Raw genomic sequence first — 20918 nt, 5'->3', positions numbered from 1 at the left:
CATGACCCTCTCGACCCGCGACACCGCCGACCACATCTACGCGCACGGCCTGCGCAACCAGTGGCACCCCGTCGTCCCGTCCCGCTTCGTCGAGCCCGGCGGCATGCGCAGGGTGACCGCCCTCGGCGAGAACTGGCTGCTCTTCCGCAAGCCGGACGGCGCCCTCTCCATGCTCGCCGACCGCTGCCCCCACCGCGGGGCGCCCCTGTCCCTCGGCAAGCACCTCGGCGACCGGGTCGCCTGCTGGTACCACGGCGTCGAGGTCGACGGCACCGGGACGGTCACCTCGGTCCCCGGCCTGCCCGGCTGCAACCTGGAGGGCAAGACCCTCGTCGCCTCCCTGCCCGTCCGCGAGGCCGGCGGCGCGATCCTCGCCTACTTCGGCGACGAGGAGCACCCCGACCCGGTGGAGCTCACCCTCCCCGGCCCGCTGGCCGACCCGGAGATCTCGGCCTTCCTCTGCTACGCCGAGTGGAACGTCCCCTGGCGCTTCGCCATGGAGAACCTGCTCGACCCGATGCACGGCGCGTTCCTGCACTCCGAGTCGCACACCATGTTCGCCGGCGACACGTCCGCCAAGTTCCGCATCCGGGAGACCGAGCGCGGCTACTTCTTCGAGAAGACCGACCAGCGCGGCGTCAACTTCGACTGGGTCGAGCTGTGCCACACCGGCGTGGACTGGGTGGACCTGTCCATCCCCTACCCGCCGTCGGCGGGACCCGGCGGCCCGTTCGGCATCGTCGGCATGGCCTGCCCGGTGGACGCCGGACGCACGGGCGTCTTCTTCTGGCGCTACCGGAAGGTGAGCGACTGGCGGCGCGACACCTGGCGGTTCCTCTACAAGACCCTCATCGAGGCCCGCCACTGGGAGGTTCTGGAACAGGACCGCGCCATCCTCGAAAGCATGCCCGCGGACGCCGACCAGCACGAAAACCTCTACCAGCACGACCTGGGCGTGGTCCGCCTGCGCCGCCTCTACCAGGCCCAGGCCAGGAGGCAGTCGACGGCGGAGGCGGTGACCGCCGCCGGGTGAGCGTGCCGCGGGCGGCGCTCAGCCCGTCCCGGTGCGGTCCGTCCGCCCGGCCGGGGCGTCGTCGGACTCCACGATCGAACGCTCCAGCCTGGACAGCAGACGGCTCAGTTGACGACGCTCGGCGGGTGAGAGCCCGCCGAGCATCCGGCGTTCGTTCTCCAGGTGCTCGGCGAACACCTCGTCCACCTTGGCCAGCCCGGCCTCGGTGAGCCGCGAGTACACCACACGCCGGTCACCGGCGTCGCGTTCGCGCACGAGCAGGCCGTCCTTCTCGAGCCGGTCGAGACGCAGGGTCACGCCCGCCGAGGAGACCAGCCCGGAGTCCGCGAGCTGCCCCGCGGTCAGCCGGTACGGGGCTCCGGCCCGGCGCAGTGCGGTGAGCACGTCGAACCCGGCCACGGACAACCCGTGCTCGTCGAGCCGTGAGGCCATCCGCGACTGGTACTGCAGATAGGACCGGTGCAGCCGGGCGAGTACCTCCAGCGGAGAGGTGTCCAGTTCGGGCCGCTCCCGCGCCCAGTCCCCGACGATCCCCGCCACGGCGTCCGGCCGCTTCGCCGCCCTCCCCTGAGCCATGTCTTCCCTTCGCGGCATGTGTTCGGTGCTGAAATCTTAGCCCTGAGGGAAATCGGCGTCCGCGGCGCACCGTGCAGCGGCCGCCGAGGCCGATGGCGCGGTGGCGGTGATCTCGGGCGGGACGTCCGGCGCCTGTCCCGCACCCGGCGCGGCCTCGCCCACCGGCGTGGCCCCAGCGCCCGTGCGGGCGGCCTCCCCGCCCGTGGCGCCGTCCGGGGTGACCAGCACCGTCACCGCGAGGCGCGCGGGCCCCGGCCGAGCGCGCCGGCAGGGGCCGGGGCGTCGGCCGGGGGGAAGCGGACCGTCAGGTCTTGCGCAGGTCGGGGGCGGGCACACCGATGAGCAGGCGGCGTACCGCATCCCAGGCCGTGCGCATCGCGCGGGCCACCGCAGGCGGTTCGCTGCCCATGATCCGCGTCCAGGCTCCGCAGTCGTCGGGCAGGACGCTCACGCCGAAGTCCAGGCCCGTGGTCAGCAGGGCCTCGTACAGCGTGTCGGCGACCTCCGGGGCGGGAGCGAGCGGGGTCACCGCGTAGAGCGTGGCCATCAGGTCGTGGCCGCCGAAGACCGCCGGACCGGTCACCGAGCCCGGCTCACGGGGATCCAGCCGGACGGTGTCCACCACCACCGACTCGCCGCCGGGGCGGCTGATCTCCAGGTCGCTGTACAGCAGGCGGTAGGAGTGCCGTTCACCGCGCGCCAGCCGGCCGGCCGCGATCGTCTCGCCCAGCAGCACGGTGGCCGTGGGGTCGGCGGTCACGCAGGTCTGCTGGTAGAAGCGCGCGTCCCGGTAGGGGATCAGCGGGTCGGGCAGGTACTCGACGTAGGCGTCGGCCCCCACAGTGAGGTTGACGACCTGGGTGGCGTGGTCGAACTCCGCCCGGTGCAGCTTGGTGGCGGCCTGTGTCGTCAGGTGCACGGCGGTGCCGGGCCCGCAGTCGATGTCGAGGCGGTTGCGGTCGGCCTGCACGATGCCGCCGCCGGTGGACATCAGATACGTCACCGGCAGGTCCGGCCGCAGCGGGTCCACGTACAGCGGCCGCATGATCTGCAGCGGCGACTTCTGGTAGCGGTCGACGAGCTCGGTGCGGTCGCCGACGCGAGCGTAGCGCAGTTCCAGCAGGCCGACCTTGCCCGGGCGCCCGGCGGCCAGGGTGTCCGGAGTGCCGGTCAGGCCGAGCATCCGGGCCGGTACCCGCCGGGGTTCGTAGTGTGCGGGGTCCAGCCGCGCGGGCGCCTCGGTCATGCGGAGGCCGTCTCCCGGCCGGCCGGCCGCGCGGCCTCGTCGGCCAGCACGAAGTCGGCGATGGCGTCCAGGCCCTCCCCGGTCAGGGAGTTGGTGAGCACCACCGGCCGCCCCTGCCGTACCTCGTGGGCGTCGGACTCCATCCGGGCGAGGTCGCACCGCACGTACTGCGCGATGTCGATCTTGTTGATGACGAGCAGTTCGCACTCGGTGATGCCCGGCCCCCGCTTGCGGGGCATCTTGTCGCCCTCGGCGGTGTCCAGCACGAACAGGAACAGGTCGACCAGGGCCGGACTGAAGGTGAGCGTCAGGTTGTCGCCGCCGCTCTCGAACAGCAGCGTGTCCACCTCGGGGAAGCGCTCCAGGATCTCGTCGGCCGCGGCCTGGTTCATCGTCGGGTCGTCGCGGACCGCGGTGTGCGGGCACGCTCCGGTCTCCACGCCGACGATACGGTCCGCGGCGAGGATCCCGTCCAGGGTGCGCCGCACGTGGGCGGCGTCCTCGGAGGTGTAGATGTCGTTGGTGATCACTGCGGGGGTCCGGCCGCGCCCGATCAGCACGGGGACGAGCGCCTCGATCAGCGCGGTCTTGCCGGAGCCGACCGGTCCGGCGACGCCGACGCGCAGCACGCCGTCCTTGGGGCGCCGTACGAAATCGTCGTGGCCGTGGTGGTGGGAGCCTCGGACCTGTGTGGGGTCGTGCATGGTGATCCTTGTCCGGAGTGGTGTGTGTCTGGTGGCGGGAGGGGGCCGGCCGGGTTCAGCTGGCGAACAGGCGGGCCTCGGCGCGTTCGTGACGCCCGGCCATGACGTCGGCCAGGGGAACGCATCCGCCGAGGTCGGCAAGTTCCCGGTCGAGGGCCGCCTGCACGGCCTCCTCGATCACCGGGGCGGCGCCGTGCAGGACGACCTGGGCGCGGCGGTGGTCGGTGAGCCGCAGTCGCAGGGCGGCGCCCACGAAGCTGGCCGCGAAGGCGAACAGCTCGCAGGTGACCGCCTGCCGGGTCGTGAGGCCGTTGCCGGCGTGGACGACGCCGGCGACGACCGGCTGGCAGCCGCGCACGGCGCCGTCGAGGTAGAGCGTGCGGTACCTCTCGATCCGGGGCGTCGCATAGACCTCGCCGGCCAGGTCGAGCAACTGCCGGCCGGTGCGGACGCAGGCCTGCCGGGCCTCGCGGCCGAGCTTGGTGGCGTGCAGGCGTCGCTCCACGGCCACCACCCGGTCCCAGTCGTCCGCCGTGACCGCGCGGTGGGCGAGGGCGAGGGCGGTGGCGTCCGACGGCCCCGCGCTGTGCCGGAGCAGATCGTGCAGGAGCGCGGGCAGGCTGCGCGGGGTGACGGCACGGGCCTGCTGGAAACCCTCCAGCCCGTGGGAGAGGGTGTAGTAGCCGCTGGGAAAGGCCGAGTCGGTGAGCTGGAGCCCGGTCAGCAGCGCCGGGATCGGCATCGGTTCGTCCATGCCGGGTCTCCGTTCCTGCCGGACGGCCCTGCGTGGGGGTCCGGCCGTGGAGGGCCGCAGGACACGCGGGTGCCCTGCGGACCGTCGCGGGGTGGGTCAGACGATGTAGAAGAGCTGGTTGAGCGGGAGCCGCTCGGCCGGCTCGATGGTGGCGGGCTCGCCGTCCACGGTCACCTTGTAGGTCTCCGGGTCCACCTCGATCCGCGGCAGCGCGTCGTTGCGGACCATGTGCCGCTTGCCGACGGTCCGGCAGCGCCGCACGGGCTCGATCCGCCGCTGCAGGCCCAGCTCGCCGGGGACGCCGGCGGCGATGGACGCCTGGGACATGAAGGTGACCGAGGTACGCGTCCGCGCGCGGCCGTAGGAGCCGAACATCGGCCGGTAGTACACCGGCTGGGGCGTCGGCAGGGACGCGTTGGGGTCGCCCATCAGGGCCCAGTTCACCATGCCGCCCTTGATGATCAGCTTGGGCTTGGCGGCGAACGAGTGGATCGGCCAGAGCACGATGTCGGCGAGCTTGCCGGGCTCCAGCGAGCCGATCACATCGGAGGCCCCCACCGCGATCGCCGGGTTGATGGTGAGCTTGGCCAGGTAGCGCAGCACCCGCGCGTTGTCGTTGCGGGAGCTGTCCTCGGCCAGCGGACCGCGTACCTCCTTGCAGTGGTGCGCCGTCTGGAAGGCACGGGCGAAGGACTCGCCGACCCGGCCCATGGCCTGGGAGTCGGAGGAGAAGATGCTGATCACGCCGAGGTCGTGCATCACCGTCTCGGCCGCGATGGTCTCGGCGCGCACCCGGCTGTCGGCGAACGACACGTCCTCGGGGATGTCGCGGGACAAGTGGTGGCAGACCATCACCATGTCCAGCAGCTCGTCCACCGAGTTGATGGTGTACGGCAGGGTGGGGTTGGTGGAGGAGGGCAGCACGTTCGGCTCGCCCGCGACCCGCATGATGTCGGGGGCGTGGCCGCCGCCCGCGCCCTCGGTGTGGAAGGTGTGGATGGTGCGGCCGTCGATCGCGGACAGGGTGTCCTCGAAGAAGCCGCCCTCGTTGAGGGTGTCGGTGTGGATGGCGAGCTGCACGTCGTGCTCGTCGGCGACGCTCAGCGCGTTGTCGATGGCGGCGGGGGTGGCACCCCAGTCCTCGTGCACCTTCAGGCCGGACACGCCCGCCTCGACCTGCTCGCGCAGCGCCTCGGGCAGGCTGCCGTTGCCCTTGCCGAGCAGACCCACGTTGACCGGCAGTTCCTCGACGGCCTCCAGCATGCGGTGGATGTTCCACGGGCCGGGGGTGCAGGTGGTGCCGTTGCTGCCGTCGGTGGGGCCGGTTCCGCCGCCGAAGAAGGTGGTGATGCCGTTGGACAGGCCCTCCTGGGCCTGCTGCGGCGAGATGAAGTGGATGTGGGTGTCCACACCGCCGGCGGTGGCGATCAGGTGCTCGCCGGAGACGACCTCGGTGCCGGGGCCGATGACCAGCTTGGGGTCCACACCGTTCTGCGCGTGCGGGTTGCCGGCCTTGCCGACCCCGACGATCAGTCCGTCGCGGACGCCTATGTCGCCCTTGACGACGCCCAGTACGGGGTCGAGGACCACCACGTTGGTGATGACCAGGTCCAGCGCGCCCTCGCGGTTGAGCGCGGCGGGGTCCTGGGCCATGCCGTCGCGGATGGCCTTGCCGCCGCCGTAGACGGCTTCGTCCCCGTAGGAACCGGCGTTGTGGTCGTACTCGACCTCGACCACCAGGTTGGTGTCGGCCAGGTGGAACCGGTCGCCCACGGTGGGGCCGAACAGGTCCGTGTACTGCTTGCGCGGGATGATCGCCATCAGTGGTCGGTCCCCTCGTTCTCGGTGGCGGCGGCTGCGCCGCTGTGGGCGAATCCCAGGTGTTCGGCGCGGCGGAGCGCGGCGCGGCGGGTGTCGCCGGCGTTCAGACCGCCGTTGACGAGCCCGGCGAAACCGACGAGCCGTCGGGTTCCGCCGAAGGCGACCAGCTCCACCTCGCGGGTGTCTCCGGGCTCGAAGCGCACGGCGGTGCCGGACGGGATGTCCAGGTGCATGCCGTACGCGGCCTCGCGGTCGAACCGCAGCGCGCGGTTGACCTCGAAGAAGTGGTAGTGGGAGCCGATCTGAACGGCACGGTCACCGGTGTTGGCGACGGTGAGACTCACCTTGGCCCGGCCGGCGTTGATCTCCACGGGGTCGTCCCCGTAGAGGTAGTGGGCTCCACCCGACATTGTTGTCTCCTCGTTTCCGGCGGCGTTTCAGGCGCTGATGGGGTCGTGGCAGGTGACGAGCTTCGTCCCGTCCACGAACGCCGTCTCGACCTGGAGGACGGTGAGCATCTCGCGCACGCCGGGCATGACGTCGTCGGCCGAGACGACCTGGCGGCCCAGCTCCATGCACTCGGCGACGGTGTGACCGTCGCGGGCGGCCTCCAGGACGGCCTCTGTGATCAGCGCGGCCGCTTCGCTGTAGTTGAGCTTGGTGCCCCGGGCCCGGCGGCGCCGGGCCAGGTCGGCCACCACGTAGACATGGAGCTTGTCGATTTCGCGCGGTGCGAGGTTCATGGGTCACTTCGCTTTCTCGAACGAGATGCCCGGCCGGTCCAGGGCTGGAACGGCCGCCAGGAAGAGCCAGGTCGTCACGACGAACGGCCAGGTGAAGGGGGAGCCGCCGGACGGCTGGGCGAAGGCCTGCCAGGCGGCCGTGAAGGGGACGGAGGCGAGGACGGCGAGCGCGGCGTAACCCGCGGTCCACGGAGTGAGGGCCAGGAAGGTCGCCGCCAGCGCGATGGCGACGAGCACCCCGTTGTAGCCGTACAGACCGGCGCTGATCCGGTCGGCGGGCAGGCCCATGGCGCAGGCGGTCACGATCGCGGCCACGCTGCCGCAGGCCGCCGCGGCGGCGGCGGTCCGGGAGGCGACGAGCAGCCCGAGGAGCAGGATCAGTCCCGCGTACCACGTGTCCAGGAAGAAGACCTGACCGATGTTGTTGCAGAAGGCGTCGCCGAGTTCGGAGGCCGACAGGCGGGTGATCCCGTCGCCTCCGGCCGGCGGCGCGGCTGCGGGACGGGTGGCCGGAAGGGCGATCTCCAGCACCCCGGCGACCAGGCAGAACGGGGCCGTCAGCGGGGGCAGGCCGATCCGGCCCAGCAGACGGCCGGCCGCCGCGCTCAGCACCGCGCAGACCGCTCCGGCGAGGACGGCGAGCAGCGCGGTGCGCCATGAGGCGCCGAACCGGACGACGACGGAGATGGCGGTCAGACAACCGCAGTAGCCTTCCAGTCCCTTGGCCAGGCCGTCCCGGTCGGCGCCCAGCACGGACGCGGCCGCGGTGGACGCCGCCGCGCCGAGCAGGCCGTAAAGACCGATCCGCCAGTCGTCCGTGAAAAGCGCCGCGGTGAACAGCAGACCGGTCAAAGGGCTGGCGCTGAGGGCGACCTGCGCGATGCCTCGCAGAGGTATCCGCCCCGCGTCGGCGCCGGCCCGGCGTCCGGGCCGCGCCACCCCGCCTGCAGTAGGCATGCCTTCTCCCTGATGGGGACACGTGGAAATGAGCCAACATCCGTCGGACACAAGGGCGGTGACGCCCGATCAACAACTTGTTGAACCCTACGCCCACCATGGCCGACCAGTGCACATGACAGTCGGTGACCGCACGGGTGCGCATGGGAATAGTCGCTGATCACCAACGTGAGGGGGCGTATCGGTATGCCGATGGCTCGACGTGGTGAGCGAACTCTTGGGAATTCTTTGGGATTTCCGTGGTGAAAGTTCGACTCGGACCGAAGAATTGCTGTGCCGTACAAATACTTTCTCTTTGAGCGGCCGAAACCCTCGGGTCGGGAACGTGGGGCGGAATCACGCGGCGACGTTCCCGCAGTACGGCGGGAGGGAGCGGCGGACCATGACGGCGTACGCGCAGCGGTGATCCCGGCACCGTCCGCGCCGGTGAGCTTCCGGGTGCGCCGGCCCCCGCGACGTTCCGGCGGCCGGTGAGCCGGGAGACGGCCCCGGGGACCCGGCGGCCGAGGTGGTCAGCGGCCCGGCGCCCCGGTCGCCGACCGGCGCCCGGCCCGGCCGTGAGCAGGCAGGTCGTCCGTGTCGCGGCCTGCGGCGATCTTGAGCTGGCGTACCAGCATGAACAGGCCGTAGCTGGCGATCAGGGCCAGGAGCGGGGCGCCGACGATGTACGCCCACACGTGCCGGATCCCGAACCGGCGCCCCTCGACGATCATGTAGGCGCCGAGAGCCGCCCAGGTCAGCACCAGATCGGCGTAGATGAACCGGGAGGCCGGATTGGAGGTCGCGTCCCGGAGGAAGGCGGTGACGACCCCGCCCGGACCCGCGTCCGCGTTCTCCACGACGAACATCACGGCCAGCGTGCCCATCACGGCGACGCCGATGAGCGCGGACACCCCGTACAGCACGCACAGGGAGCGGTCCCGGCCCCGTACCTCACGAAAACGCATCGCCTCGGTCCCCCCAGCAGTGATCGTCGAGTGGTCGGCAGGTCGCGGGATCATCGTCCGTACCGGTAGTCGTCCAGGTCGAAGTGCCTGGCGCGCCACGCCGCCTCGAAGGTGAAGGCCGGGCGGACGGCCGGAGCGTCCCCGTGGTCGTCGAGGTAGTAGGTGTTCGACCCCCGGCAACTGGGGTCGAGGAACACGGTGTTCTCCTGCCGCCGCAGCGTCCTGCGGAACGACGCGTCGTGCTTCTCGGCGCGGACGACCGCTTCCGTGGCGCGCCGCCGCCGCGCTTCGCCGATCACGCGCAGGACGTGGGTCACCTGGTAGTCGATCATCCCGAACCACGAACCCCCGGTGAAGGAGTACGGGCCGACGATGAACCACAGGTTCGGGTATCCCTTGACGGACGTCCCCTCGTACGCCTGGAAGCGCTCCGTCCGCCAGAACTCCCTGAGGTCCCGCCCGCCCTTGCCGTGCGTCGGGAACGGGGGCAGGTTGTCCAGGACGTGGAAGCCGGTGGCCAGGATCAGCACGTCGACGTCCCGCGTCTCGCCGTCCGCGGTGCGGATGCCCGTCTCGGTGATCTCCGCGATGGGCTCGGTGACGAGGTCGACGTTCTCCCGGGTGAAGGTACGCCAGTACCCCTTGGCCAGGGACGGCCGCTTGCACCCCACGCGGTAGGAGGGCGTGAGCCTGCGCATCAGCTCGGGGTCTCCCTTGACCTGACGGCGCAGGTAGAGCCGGGACGCGGCCTCGCCGGCCCTCACCAGGAACGGGAAGCGGCGGTAGTGGACCATGGCGACGACGAAGCTGACCTCGGTCGCCACGTCGGTGAGCAGCCGGACCGTCCGCTGCGTCCACGGAGCCGTCGCGAACATCCGGCGGACGGCCCGCGGAACGGCGAGGTCGGGCTTGGGCAGGAGCCAGATGGGCGTGCGCTGGTAGACGTGGAGGTGCTCCACCCGCGGCGCGATCTCCGGCACCACCTGCACACCCGAGGCGCCGGTACCGATCACCGCCACGCGCCGGCCGTCCACTTCCAGCGACGGATCCCACTCCGCCGTGTGCACGATGTCGCCCTTGAACCGGTCGAGGCCCGAGATGGCCGGCTTCCTGGGCTTGGTGAGCCACCCGGTGGCACAGACCACGAAGCGGGCCGACAGGGAGGTCCCGTCGTCCAGGAACACCTCCCACAGGTGCGCCGACTCGTCGTACCTCATGCGGACGACGGTGGAGTCGAAGCGCAGATGCGGCCGGAGGCCGTACTTGTCGACGCAGTGGTCCGCGTACGCCTTCAGCTCCTCTCCCGGCGGGAACAACCGGGACCACGACGGGAAGGGGTCGGAGGCGAAGGAGTAGGAGAACGCCGAGATGTCCACGGCGATGCCCGGGTACCGGTTGGCGTGCCAACTGCCTCCGACGTCGTCCCGCTCCTCCAGCATCACGAAGTCGTCGATGCCGGCCCGCCGGAGACCGATGGCGGTCCCTATGCCGGAGAACCCCGCACCGATCACCAGCACCTCGTGGTCCGGCTTCATCGCGCCACTCCTCCGCTTCACAGGATCAGACCGGTCGCCTGAAGGCTCCCGAACACGAGGAGCAGCAGGCAGGTGTGCTCCAGTGCCGGGATCAGTTCGCGGCCGCCCGCTTTGCCGACCACCCTGCGCAGCGGGAAGACGGCGAACGGCACGGCGCCGAGGACGAGCAGGACCCAGGGACGGCTGAAGGCCATGAGCAGCGCGGACACGAAGGCGCCGGCCACGCAGAACACGTAGAGCCGGCGCGTCCGTCCGGCACCCAGCCGCACCGCGAGGGTGATCTTCCCGGCGGCGGCGTCGGTGGGCAGGTCCCGCAGGTTGTTGGTGGTCAGCAGCGCGCACGCGAGCAGGCCGACGGGGACGGAGGCGGCCAGGGCCGAGCCGGGGACACCGCCGGTCTGGACGTAGACGGGCGTGCAGACGAACACGACGCCGTGGTAGAGGAAGATGCTGATCTCGCCGAGGCCGCGGTAGCCGTAGGGCCGCGAACCTCCGGTGTAGAACCAGCCGCCGAGTCCGACCAGCAGGGTCACCGGGAGGAGCCACCAGGAGACCGTCACGGCCAGCATCGCGCCGGCCAGGGCGCCGATGCCGTACAGGACCGCTCCGTGACGGAAGACCTGCCGCGGTGCGGCCCGTCCCGAGCCGACCATCCGGGTGGGCCCTTGGCGATGGTCGTCCACCCCGCGGATTCCGTCGCTGTAGTCGTTGAAGAAGTTCGTGCCGAGGACGAAACCGAGTACGAAGACGACGGTCAGGGCCGCGCTCCACCACTCGACGGCGCCGGAGGTGTGGGCGAGGGCGAGACCCACGGCCAGTGGCGCGTAGGTGACCGGCAGTGTCTTGAGCCGTGCACCGATCACCCAGTTGTGCACGGCCGCGCGCAAGGGTTCCTGGTGAACAGTCACTTCTTGGTCCCCGCACCCAGGTAGAGGACCGAGGTGGACCGTGTGCGCACCATGCGGACCTCGTCGAGCCGCCCGACCGCGTAGCGGGCCATGTCGCGCATGCGCGGACGCAGGCCGACGAGGCGCAGCTCCACGCCGTGTTCCCGCGCGGCCCGGGCCAGCCGGTCCCGGTTGACGAAGAGACGGTGATCGTGGGTGCCGCGCGGCGGGCGGCCGGCGATCGGGACGTTCTCGGCCAGCGTGATGGAGACGAACCGGGCCACCCCGGTGTCGGCGATGGTGTCGACGACGAGCGTGCCTTTGGGGCGCAGCACCCGGCATGCCTCCGCCACCACCGTGTACGGGTCCGGGACGTGTTCCAGGCACTGTCCCGCGGTGACCACGTCGAACGACGCGTCGTCGAAGGGCAGGCCGGTGACGTCGGCCCGCACGACCTCGTCGAAGCCGTGCCGGAGGGCTTCGCGCAGCGACAGCTCCGACAGGTCGACGCCGACCGCGCGATACCCCTTGGCGACCGCGTGCGGACCGAACAGCCCGCCGCCGCAGGCGATGTCGAGGAGCCGGGCCCGCTCGTGGCCCGCGGCGGGGACGAAGTCGGCGCGGGCACGCGCGATCCAGCCCAGCGGTGCGAGCGCCCCGCGCGGATCCCACCACTGGTCGGCGAGTCCGTCGTAGTCGGAGATGAAGTCCTGCCTGATCCCCGACACGTCTGCCTTGCGCCCGAGCATCGGCCTACCCCCTTCGCGCTGCCTTCGGCCACGGTCCTGTCGATCGGCGCACACGCAAGTCCCGGCTCGCCCGTGAAAGGGGAAAGGCCGGCGTTCGTGATCTCGAAACCCCTTGAGTCGCGGCAGCCCGAGGACGTCATCGCCGGGCTGGAGCGCCGAGGGGAATTCCTGAGGAGTACGAGGAGCGGGAATGCGGAGGACCAGCCCGCTCGCATTCGAGCGGACGCGTGGCGGTCCGTCCTAGTTATCCATCAATCGGGGCGCGCCGGGACCGGCTTGATCCGCCGGTGGTCCGGCCTTCAGTGCACGCCTGAAGAAGACGTTCACCGATGCTCCCTTCCCCGGTGGTTCGCGCAGACGACCGTGCGAGCTGTGGACCCACGGTAGGAAGCCGGACCCTGTCGCGCAACGGTCGGGAATGGAACGGGCAAGAGAATGTCAGGTTGCCTCACTCCGTTCCTCCGACCTGCTGCGCACGGTCCTCGTCGTGGTCTACGGTGACGGCCACGACCGCTCGCCACGGCCCGGCGTCACGCCATGTCGTGCCCGCGACGGTCGGTTTCCCGCGGGCGTCCGCCGGAGCCGGCCCCGGCCCGGTGCCCACTTCTGACAGGCGCGACCTCCTACTGCCGCACAGTCACAGGCCGAGTCGGAAAACCGACGGCGTGAAAAGGGTGGAGCCAGGTGAAGGAATTCAGCCGGGACTTCGGGCGCACTGCTGTCATTTCCCCGGAGAAAGTGGTCCGGGACGGTGACGACGGAGGCGTCGAGGACATCATGAGAAAGGCGGCCGCGGCCGGACAGGAAATGGCGGTGCGCGGAGCCGGCCGCTCGTGCAACACCCAGACGCTGTCTCCCGGAATCGTGCTCGACAACTACCGCCCGGACAGCTCGCCGGAGTTCACCGGGGAAGAGCACCTCGTCCGGACCCCGAGCGGCATCACCTGGCTCGAACTGGAGAAATGGCTGAACCGGCACGGCCGCTCCAATCCGGTCCTTCCCAGTTATCTCGGCATGACGGTCGGGGGCAACCTCTCCGTGGGAGGATTCGGCCTCGCGTCCGTCCGGTGCGGACTGCAGAGCGATCAAGTCGTCGAACTCGAACTCGTCGACGGACGTGGGCAGTCGCTGAGCTGTTCCCGCCGGGAGAACTCCGAGCTGTTCAGCTTCGCCCTGGGCGGGCTGGGCCAGGTGGGGTTCATCAGGAGCGTGGTGCTGCGGACGGTTCCGTACCAGCCCGTCACCCGGGCGGCCAGGATCCAGCACGGTGGCCTCGGCGATCTCGTGGACTTCATGATGAACGGCGCCCAGGATCCGGCGGTGTCCAGCTACTTCGGCATGTACGAGCGGGACTCCTGGTACTCGTACGTGTCGCTCGGCCCCGACGCCCCCGAGCCCGAGGGCCTGGGGGAGACGCTGTCGGTTCCCGACTACATGCTGTTCAGCCACCGGGAGACGGAGAAGCAGCTCCACCACCTGCTGGAAGAGGACTCCCACGCCAACATGTGGGTGGACCACGTCTTCGACGAGGCCGGGTTCCGCGCGTTCGTGAGGACGGTGGAGGACCGGGTCGGTGAGCATCCGCTGTCCGACACGCTCGTCGCCCTGTACTTCCTGGTCATACGGCGGCCCCACCGGGCCACCCGCTTCCCGCTCGCCCCGGTGGTGGACGCCCCGGTCCAGTATCTGATCGGCATCTTCACCGCGGCCGAGAGGTCGGACGCACGCGGGATCTCCGAGACCAGGCGCGTGCTGCGGGAGCTGCTGGAGGCCTGTGCGGAAGCCAGGGGGCGCCCGTATCTCTACGGCACGCACGACTTCGACGCCGGCCTGCTGGAACGCTTCTACGGCGCCCCGGCACTCGAGCGCCTGGAGGAACTGCGCGTGCGGCACGCGCTGACCCACTTCAACCGCCGGGCCTTCGGCGGGATCCGGCCGTAACGCCCGCACGAGACTCAGCCACGGCAGTCACGGGGAAGGTGTCACACGATGCGCGAATTCAGCAGCGACTTCGGGCGGTCCCGCTCCATGTCCCCCGAGAAGGTGGTCCGGGAAGGAGAGGACGGGACCATCGAGGAGATCATGCGGGAGGCTGCCGCCGCCGGTCAGGACATGACCGTGCGCGGCGCGGGCCGCTCGTGCAACACCCAGACGCTCACCCGCGGGACCGTACTGGACAACTTCCGTGACGGTGCCACGCCGCGGTTCACGGGCGAGGACCATCTGGTGGAGGTTCCCAGCGGCATCACCTGGCTGGAGCTGGAGAGCTGGCTCAACGAGCGCGGCCGTGCCAACCCCGTGCTCCCCAGCTATCTCCGCCTCACGGTCGGGGGAACGCTGTCCGTCGGAGGCTTCGGCCTCGGGTCGATACGGTCCGGTCTCCAGATCGACCAGGTGCGGGAGATCGAGATCGTCGACGGAGCGGGCCGCACGCACCGGTGTTCCGGCCACGAGAACTCCGAACTGTTCCGCTTCGCCCTCGGCGGTGCGGGGCAGGCGGGGTTCATCAGGACGGCGGTGCTGCGGACCGTCGCGCGCGAGGCCGCCGTCCCGGTCTCCCGGATCGAGCACGGCGGCCTCCACGACCTCGTGAAGTACCTGCCGGGCGTCGCCCGGGAGCCCGGGGTCGGCGGGTACTTCGGCATGTACGACCGGACCTCCTGGTACTCGCAGGTGTCCTGGACGGCCGACGCCGCCGAGGTTCCGGAACAGGCGCACCCCGTACCCGACTACGCGTCGCTGCTGCACCAGGAGGTGGAGCAGCACCTGTCCCCGCTGCTCCACGGGGAGACCCACGCCAACCTGTGGGCCGACTACGTACTGGACGAGGCCGGGCTGGAGAGGTTCGCGGCGGTGCTGGAGGGCCTGATGTCCGAGCCCCCGCTGACCGAGACGCTGATCAGCCTGTACTTCCTGGTGGTACGGCGTCCCGAGCCCGCGATCCCGTTCGCCTTCGCACCCGTACTGGACGCGCCCGTCCAGTACGGGATCGGCGTGTTCGCCTCGGCGGCCGGATCCGACACGGGCGCGGTCTCCCGGACCAGGCAGGTGCAGCGGCAGCTCCTGGAGGTCTGCGCGGAGGCCGGAGGCCGGCCGTATCTCTACGGCGCCCACACCTTCGACGAGGAGCTGCTGCGCACCTTCTACGGCGCGCCCGCGCTGCGAGGACTCGAGGAGCTGCGCGTGCGGCACGGGCTGACCCACTTCGGCCGGCGGGCCTTCGGCGGGGTCAGGCCGTAGCACCGGGCTCCGTCCTTCCCGGCGGTGCGCGGCGTATCCGATGCCGGCGCTCAGCCCGGGGCGGCACCGGCTCCCGCCCCGGGGGGCCTGCCGCCCAGCCCCGGGATCAGCACCCCCGCCACCGCCAGGTGCATCAGCGCGAGGGCGGCCCGGGTGCCGCCGTCCATGCCTTCCCCGGTCAACGGCAGGAAGGACACGACCAGCAGGGCGCCGGCCACCGCGGTCCGGACGGCGCGGGCGCGCGGCGCCGCGAGCCGCTCCAGGGCGGCCAGCAGCCCCCAGCCGGAGAGTGACGCGACCAGCGCGACGACCGCCACGGGCACGGCGCCGATGTCCAACGTCTGCTCGCCGTCGACGATCCGCAGCCGGTGCCCCAGCAGCGGGTCCGCGACCAGCCACACCAGCACGGGGACCAGGACGGCGAGGACCGTGACCGCCGGGCGCCGTCTGCGGGTGCTCACCCGGCGCCGCCCGACAGCGCCCCGTGCAGGAAGACCTCCACCAGCTCCTGAGCGGTCAGGTCGGGCTCGTCGTCCGTACGCGGCTGGATGAAGAGCAGCCCGAAGAAGAGGGCCGCGATCCGCTCCGGCGGCAGACGCAGGGCGGCCCTGTCGGGCTCCAGCAGCTCCACGAGGGCCGCGCGGATACGGGCCGTCGACTCGTCGCGCCCCGCGCCGCGCACCGTGCCGGGGTGCTTGCCACCGCGATGTCCCAGCGAGCCGATGATCGCGCCCATCCGGGACATGTGCGCCTGGAGCGCCTCCGCCGCCTCCGCGAGCCGGGTGGGCAGCGGCTGGGACACGTCGATCGCGTCGAGCTCGCGCACCGCGTGCTCCGGGGAGAGTGCCTCGGCGACGCAGGCCTGGAGCAGCTCGTCCTTGTCGGCGAAGACGCGGAAGATCGTGCCCTCGCCGATGCCCGCGGCCCGGGCGATCTTCGCCGTCGTCACCGCGGCACCGTACTCGGCGATCAGCGGGATCGCGGTCTGGATGATCATCGCGCGGCGCTGCTCCGGCGACATGCCGGGGGCGCGGCGACGGGTGGTCCGGTTTTCCTCGGATGCTGTCATGACGACGAGCCTACGGAGTGAGTACTCACTCCGTCAATGAGTGAGTACTCACTCCGTTCATTTCCCCCGGGAAAGCCCGCCCGGACGGATGCGGAGTGGTGCGGCTTCACCGTCCCGTGGGAGGCGGTTGGCCGGCGAACGCGGAGGCGAGCCGGTCGTGGAGGAGTGCCGTCCAGGGGTGGGCGTCGCGGCGCGGTGCGATCGTGTAGACGCCCCGGGCCGGGGGGTCCACGAGGGCGACCGTGGTGACATCGGCCCGCAGCGCGCACGTCAGCACTCCGGGGATCAACGCGATGGCGTGACCGGTGGCGACCAGGGCGAGCTTGCCGGGCAGATCGGCCGCGGTGAGGTCGATGCGGGCGCTGACTCCGGCGCGGTCGGCGTGCCGGCGCAGCAGCGCCGCCGAGCCCTCGTTGTCCTCGACCCACATCTGGTCGGCCAGCGCCCGGACGTGCACCGGCCCGGGCCCGGCCAGCGGATGGCCGACGGGCAGGACGACGACCATGTGGTCCAGCCCGAGGAACCGCCGGTCGACCCGGGGGTCGACGGTCAGCCCCGGCGGGGCGTCGGTGACGACGGCGATGTCGAGATCGCCGGCGAGCACCCGGTTGTGCAGGTGTGCGCTCAGCGCCGGAAGCAGGCTCCACCGGATGGATCCGGCCCGCTCCAGGACCCCTCGGACGGCCTCGGGGACGATCCCCGCGGCGAGAGAGGGCGTCGCGCCGATGGCCAGGGGCCGATCCCCCACCCCGTCACGAACGTCTCGCACGGCGCGGACGGCGCGGTCCGCCTCGTCGAGCGTCGCCAGGGCATGGCGCCGGAACACCTCACCGGCCGGCGTCGGACGCACCCCGCGCGCGTGGCGCTCCACCAGGGTCACGCCGAGCTGCCGCTCCAGCCCGGCGATCTGCCGGGAGACGGCCGACTGCGTGTGGTGGAGCTCGGCCGCCGCCGACGACAGCGACCCGAGCCGGCACACCGTCACGAAGGTTCGCCATACGGTCAGATCCATGGCAGCAGTATGACCAGCGGATATGCGAGCAGCGCAGGGCGGCCATGCGAACTCTGCGCTTGTGGCACCCCTCGGCGTTCACCATCGTGGCGCGCATGACCACACTGCAAAGGATCGCCGTCCTCGGTCTGGGGCGCATGGGCGAAGCGATCGCGACGCGACTGGCCGCCCAGGACCGGGAGGTCGTCGGCTGGACGCGCTCAGGGCGCGCGTCGGCCACCGTCAGGACGACCGGAGACCCGAACGAGGCGGTGGCACGGGCCGACCTCGTACTCCTGGCCCTGTTCGACGGCCCGGCCTGCCGGCAGGTCCTCGACGACGTGCGCGCGTCGCTGCGCGCGGACACCGTCGTCGTCAACACCAGCACCGTCGCTCCCGCCGAAGCCTCGGCACTGGCCCGGCGACTCGGCCCCTCCTACGTCCACGCGCCCGTGCTCGGCTCCGTTGCGGCAGCCGAGGCGGGCACCCTGCGGATCCTCGCCGCCGCCGGCCACCACACGCTGGACGCGGCCCGGCCGGTACTGGAAACGCTGGGCACCGTGCGACGCGTCGACGACGCCTCCACCGCCGCCGCGCTCAAGCTGATCGCCGACAACAGCCTCGCCGGAGCCGTCCTCGCGCTGCGCGACTCCCTGAGGCAGGCCGACGCCCTCGGCCTGCCCCGCGCCCAGACGCTGGACATCCTCGAACTCGGGCAGCTCGGAGGGCTCGTGGCCCGCAAGCGAGGCTTCCTCCTCGGCGAACCTCCCGCCCCTACGGCGCAGTCCAGCATCGCCGCTCCGGCCAAGGACGTAACTCCGCCGCCCGGCGCTTCGGACGCCCCCTTGCGCGGCGCGACGGGCCTGACCGGCACCTCCGCCGACGCGCAGGCCGGCATCGCCGTCGCCGCCACGGTCCCCGCCGTGGAGGACGCCGTGCTCGAACCGCTCCGCGCCTACGTCCGCGGACACGCCACCGGCGACCCCGCCCACTTCCGCGAGGCGTTCCTTCCCACCGCCCATGTCGAAGGGATCAGGGACGGCACGTTCGTCTCCTGGCGCCTGGACGAGTACTGCGCCCTCTTCCCGGGCCGGCCCGCCCCGGACGAACCGGCCCGCACCCGGCGCATCGACGCCGTCGACGTCCACGGCACCGTCGCGACCGCCACCATGACGCTCTCGCACGGCGCGGACACGTTCACCGACGTCTTCCTGCTGGTCCGCGCCGACGACGGCTGGCGCATCGCCAACAAGGCGTACCACCGCCACTCCTGGGAGAGCGGCTCCGTACGCGTGGACGTCCCTCACGGGCTCAGCACTGACGGTCGGCCGCCGACGAGGCCAGTTCCGCCAGTCGGTCGCCGCCCGGCAGGCCGGTGAGTTCGGCCCGTGCCCGTTCGGCGCAGGAGGACGCCATCCGGGATCGGTCAGGCCGTCGATCAGCGCGTACGAGTGAAGACCGCGCCGTGAACGGGGCTCGGCCGGGGTGGCCGTCCGCGTACGCGGGAACCGGCGCCGAGATCCGCCGTCCCGTCAGCTCGTGGTGACGGCGGTGCGGGCCGATGCGTCGACGTGGAGGGTGAAGACGTCGGGGCGGGCGTAGTGGCCCGTGACGTCGAGGTCGAAACGGGCCCGGGCCAGGTCGTCCAGGTCGAGTTCGGCGGTCAGGATGCCCTCGCCGTCGCGGAGCGGCCCGGCCAGGACCTCGCCGAGCGGGGAGACGATGACGGAGCCACCGCCGATCAGGACCGTGTCGGGCTCGTCGCCCTGGCCGGTGTCGACCACGGGGAGGGTGGAGCCGTCTCCCTGTCCCCACACGTAGCGTTCGGCGGCCGTGGGCATCAGCTTGCGGTGCAGGCCCAGGTAGCCGCCGGGTCCGAAGAAGAGCGCGACGCAGTACAGCGTGCCGCCCCGGCGTTCGACCGCGCCGACCACGGCGTGGCAGCCCAGCTCGCGGGTGAGCGCGGCCAGAGCCTCGACCTCCGGCCCGGGGACCTCGACGGCCGCCGCGTGGTAGCGGCGGAACAGGTCACGGCCGGCCGGGGTGCGGCTGCCGACCGTCACGTCGAAGTCCAGCCCCTTGGGGTAGCCGCCGAGGAACGCCTCGGGGAGGACGACGACCTCGGCGCCCCGGCCGGCGGCCTCGCGGATCAGTTCCTCGGCGCGGGCCAGCGCGGTCGGCGTGTCGAACAGCGGGGCGGACGCCTGGACGACGGCGGCCGTCACGGTGCGGCGGGGCGTGGAGGTCTCGGGACTCATGACCCGAAGCTAGGAACGCCACCGCGCATTTGGCAAGCTCCGTCGACGATCCCGGAGGCCCACGGACGGGAACGCGGGTTGATCGCCTCCAGAACCCGGGGCCGCGCGACTCAGCGGAGGATGCTGTCACCGTCGCGGGCCCAGTCCTCCGCGAGGAGGCCGAGGATCACCTCGTCGGCCCATGCGCCCCAGACCCATGAGCTACGGCGCAGCGTGCCCTCGACGGTGAACCCCGCCCGTCGCGCGGCCCGGAGCATCGGTGTGTTGTCCGCGAGGGTCTCCACCTGGAGCCTGTGGAGACCCCGGACGGCGAAGCCGTAGGTGCACAGGGCGGCCACCGTGTCGGTGGCCAGTCCACGACCGCGGAACCCCGGGCGCAGCGCCAGGCCGAGGTGGGCGGAGCGGTTGTGGAGGTCCGTGCCCCACACGATCGCCTCGCCCGCCACGTCGTGCGAGGCCACGTCCTCCACGGTGAAGCAGGGGGTCTCGTCATCGGGCGGAGGCACGGCGAAGGGCGATCGGTCCCCCGCCGGCAACGGCCGCCACGGACGGCTGTCACCACGGACTCGGGTGGCGACGTCCTCGTACAGCTCTCGGTGGAGAACGTCCACATCGCTCTCGCGCCGCGCTCGAAGCAGCACCTTGCCGTTTCTGATCACGGCCCCATCCCTACGGGCAACGGGCCGATGGCCACAAGTGCTTTACGGCCCTGTGGGTCCAGGAGCACCGGCACGCGGCCCGGCCGGCTGGCCGGTACGGAGGAGTTCAACGGGGTGGAAGTCGTCGTGTTCCCGGATGCGGCCCCCTTCGAGGAGTGGCCGGCCGAGCACCACGGCCGACGCGAGGGCGTGTGGGTCGAGGTCGCGAAGAAGGCGTCGGGGATCGCGTCGGTCACGGACGGCGAACTGGTCGACGTGGGGCTGTGCTGGGGCTGCATCTCCGGGCAGCGGCGGGGCCTGGACGAGCGGTACCACCTGCAGAAGTACGGGCCACGGCGGCCGAGAGCCTGTGGTCGCGCGTGAACGTCGAGAAGGTCGCGGCGCCGGCGGCGGGCCGGATGCGGGAGCCCGGTCTCGCCGAGGTCCGACGGGCCCGGGAGGACGGCCGCTGGGACCGCGCCTACGCGCTCGACCGGACCGCGCGTTACCTCGCGATGCTCCCGCTGCTCCGGGCCGCGACGCCAAAGACCGGCGTACGCGGCTGGAGCGGGCGGTAGGGGACCTGGCGGAGGGACGGCGGGCGGCGAAGGCTGAGGGGCCCGGCGGAACTCCCGGACCACTGTCGCCCGGACCGCGGACGCTCACACTCCTTTCGTTCGGGGCGGGGCTTCGGGGCGGGACACGGGGGCGCCTGGCTTCCTGGCTGTCGAGTCGGGCGGGGACGGGCACGGGGCTCCAGCGAAGGTAGG

The 20918-nt window shown here is 71.8% G+C and carries 23 protein-coding genes; 6 read left to right on the top strand and 17 right to left on the bottom strand.

Features of this window, described 5'->3' with window-relative positions; genetic code table 11:
• Nucleotide 1: 1 nt before the first annotated feature.
• Nucleotides 2-1033, top strand: coding sequence for a Rieske 2Fe-2S domain-containing protein (locus tag ACH499_RS28375; protein WP_399019263.1), 1032 nt, complete (start codon nucleotides 2-4; stop codon nucleotides 1031-1033).
• 18 nt (nucleotides 1034-1051) lie between these two features.
• Here the strand turns inward: ACH499_RS28375 and ACH499_RS28370 are convergent, their stop codons facing one another.
• From ACH499_RS28370 to ACH499_RS28315, 12 genes are all read right to left on the bottom strand, one after another.
• Nucleotides 1052-1609 carry a MarR family winged helix-turn-helix transcriptional regulator gene (locus ACH499_RS28370; RefSeq protein WP_399019261.1) on the bottom strand — a complete coding sequence of 186 codons (558 nt, stop codon included), beginning with the start codon at nucleotides 1607-1609 and terminating at the stop codon, nucleotides 1052-1054.
• Nucleotides 1610-1913: 304 nt separating this feature from the next.
• Nucleotides 1914-2855 (bottom strand): urease accessory protein UreD, encoded by a 942-nt coding sequence (locus tag ACH499_RS28365; protein WP_399019259.1) that lies wholly within the window; start codon nucleotides 2853-2855, stop codon nucleotides 1914-1916.
• Nucleotides 2852-3559, bottom strand: coding sequence for an urease accessory protein UreG (gene ureG, locus ACH499_RS28360; protein WP_399019257.1), 708 nt, complete (start codon nucleotides 3557-3559; stop codon nucleotides 2852-2854). The genes ACH499_RS28365 and ureG overlap by 4 nt, the downstream gene beginning before the upstream one ends.
• Nucleotides 3560-3614: 55 nt before the next feature.
• The gene (locus tag ACH499_RS28355; protein WP_399019255.1) at nucleotides 3615-4313 is read right to left on the bottom strand and encodes an urease accessory protein UreF; all 699 of its coding nucleotides are present in this window, start codon (nucleotides 4311-4313) and stop codon (nucleotides 3615-3617) included.
• A gap of 96 nt (nucleotides 4314-4409) precedes the next feature.
• Nucleotides 4410-6134, bottom strand: a complete 1725-nt coding sequence (ureC, locus tag ACH499_RS28350) for an urease subunit alpha (protein ID WP_399019253.1) — start codon at nucleotides 6132-6134, stop codon at nucleotides 4410-4412.
• On the bottom strand, nucleotides 6134-6544 hold the full coding sequence (locus tag ACH499_RS28345) for an urease subunit beta (protein ID WP_356205130.1): 411 nt from the start codon (nucleotides 6542-6544) through the stop codon (nucleotides 6134-6136). The genes ureC and ACH499_RS28345 overlap by 1 nt, the downstream gene beginning before the upstream one ends.
• Nucleotides 6545-6571: 27 nt before the next feature.
• Nucleotides 6572-6877, bottom strand: coding sequence for an urease subunit gamma (locus tag ACH499_RS28340; protein WP_356205129.1), 306 nt, complete (start codon nucleotides 6875-6877; stop codon nucleotides 6572-6574).
• A gap of 3 nt (nucleotides 6878-6880) precedes the next feature.
• Nucleotides 6881-7834 carry an urea transporter gene (locus ACH499_RS28335; protein WP_356205128.1) on the bottom strand — a complete coding sequence of 318 codons (954 nt, stop codon included), beginning with the start codon at nucleotides 7832-7834 and terminating at the stop codon, nucleotides 6881-6883.
• 512 nt (nucleotides 7835-8346) lie between these two features.
• Nucleotides 8347-8781, bottom strand: a complete 435-nt coding sequence (locus ACH499_RS28330; protein ID WP_399019250.1) for a DUF2834 domain-containing protein — start codon at nucleotides 8779-8781, stop codon at nucleotides 8347-8349.
• A 50-nt stretch (nucleotides 8782-8831) separates the two neighbouring features.
• Nucleotides 8832-10316, bottom strand: coding sequence for a flavin-containing monooxygenase (locus ACH499_RS28325; protein ID WP_399019248.1), 1485 nt, complete (start codon nucleotides 10314-10316; stop codon nucleotides 8832-8834).
• A gap of 17 nt (nucleotides 10317-10333) precedes the next feature.
• Entirely contained in the window at nucleotides 10334-11224 is an 891-nt protein-coding gene (locus ACH499_RS28320) for a 1,4-dihydroxy-2-naphthoate polyprenyltransferase (protein ID WP_399019246.1), read from the bottom strand.
• On the bottom strand, nucleotides 11221-11952 hold the full coding sequence (locus tag ACH499_RS28315; protein ID WP_356205124.1) for a methyltransferase domain-containing protein: 732 nt from the start codon (nucleotides 11950-11952) through the stop codon (nucleotides 11221-11223). Before ACH499_RS28315 ends, ACH499_RS28320 begins: the two co-directional genes overlap by 4 nt.
• A gap of 684 nt (nucleotides 11953-12636) precedes the next feature.
• On the opposite strand from ACH499_RS28315, the gene ACH499_RS28310 reads away from it, so the two are divergent.
• Complete coding sequence (locus tag ACH499_RS28310; protein WP_399019243.1) at nucleotides 12637-13893, top strand: FAD-binding protein; 1257 nt, start codon at nucleotides 12637-12639, stop codon at nucleotides 13891-13893.
• A 48-nt stretch (nucleotides 13894-13941) separates the two neighbouring features.
• The gene (locus ACH499_RS28305; RefSeq protein ID WP_399019241.1) at nucleotides 13942-15192 is read left to right on the top strand and encodes an FAD-binding protein; all 1251 of its coding nucleotides are present in this window, start codon (nucleotides 13942-13944) and stop codon (nucleotides 15190-15192) included.
• A gap of 50 nt (nucleotides 15193-15242) precedes the next feature.
• Here the strand turns inward: ACH499_RS28305 and ACH499_RS28300 are convergent, their stop codons facing one another.
• The 3 genes from ACH499_RS28300 to ACH499_RS28290 all read right to left on the bottom strand — a co-directional run bounded on the left by ACH499_RS28300 (nucleotide 15243) and on the right by ACH499_RS28290 (nucleotide 17273).
• On the bottom strand, nucleotides 15243-15653 hold the full coding sequence (locus ACH499_RS28300; RefSeq protein ID WP_399019239.1) for a DUF6069 family protein: 411 nt from the start codon (nucleotides 15651-15653) through the stop codon (nucleotides 15243-15245).
• Complete coding sequence (locus ACH499_RS28295) at nucleotides 15650-16261, bottom strand: TetR/AcrR family transcriptional regulator (RefSeq protein ID WP_399019237.1); 612 nt, start codon at nucleotides 16259-16261, stop codon at nucleotides 15650-15652. Before ACH499_RS28295 ends, ACH499_RS28300 begins: the two co-directional genes overlap by 4 nt.
• Nucleotides 16262-16367: 106 nt before the next feature.
• A complete protein-coding gene (locus tag ACH499_RS28290; protein WP_399019235.1) occupies nucleotides 16368-17273 on the bottom strand; it encodes a LysR family transcriptional regulator in 906 nt (301 codons plus the stop codon).
• 95 nt (nucleotides 17274-17368) lie between these two features.
• Between ACH499_RS28290 and ACH499_RS28285 the strand changes: the two genes are divergently transcribed.
• Complete coding sequence (locus tag ACH499_RS28285) at nucleotides 17369-18631, top strand: nuclear transport factor 2 family protein (RefSeq protein ID WP_399019233.1); 1263 nt, start codon at nucleotides 17369-17371, stop codon at nucleotides 18629-18631.
• Between the two features lie 153 nt (nucleotides 18632-18784).
• Here the strand turns inward: ACH499_RS28285 and ACH499_RS28280 are convergent, their stop codons facing one another.
• Complete coding sequence (locus ACH499_RS28280; protein ID WP_399019231.1) at nucleotides 18785-19510, bottom strand: nitrilase-related carbon-nitrogen hydrolase; 726 nt, start codon at nucleotides 19508-19510, stop codon at nucleotides 18785-18787.
• 110 nt (nucleotides 19511-19620) lie between these two features.
• Complete coding sequence (locus ACH499_RS28275; protein WP_399019401.1) at nucleotides 19621-20151, bottom strand: GNAT family N-acetyltransferase; 531 nt, start codon at nucleotides 20149-20151, stop codon at nucleotides 19621-19623.
• A gap of 132 nt (nucleotides 20152-20283) precedes the next feature.
• Between ACH499_RS28275 and ACH499_RS28270 the strand changes: the two genes are divergently transcribed.
• Nucleotides 20284-20532: a YdeI family protein gene (locus ACH499_RS28270; RefSeq protein ID WP_399019229.1), complete on the top strand. Its 249-nt coding sequence runs from the start codon at nucleotides 20284-20286 to the stop codon at nucleotides 20530-20532.
• Nucleotides 20529-20726 (top strand): hypothetical protein, encoded by a 198-nt coding sequence (locus tag ACH499_RS28265; RefSeq protein ID WP_399019227.1) that lies wholly within the window; start codon nucleotides 20529-20531, stop codon nucleotides 20724-20726. Before ACH499_RS28270 ends, ACH499_RS28265 begins: the two co-directional genes overlap by 4 nt.
• Nucleotides 20727-20918 lie beyond the last annotated feature (192 nt).

This window comes from Streptomyces sp. NPDC018947, from assembly GCF_044390505.1.
In the GTDB taxonomy this organism is placed as follows: Bacteria; Actinomycetota; Actinomycetes; order Streptomycetales; family Streptomycetaceae; genus Streptomyces.
The sequence above is the reverse complement of the archived record's forward strand: the minus strand, read 5'-3'. Positions and strand labels throughout refer to the sequence as shown.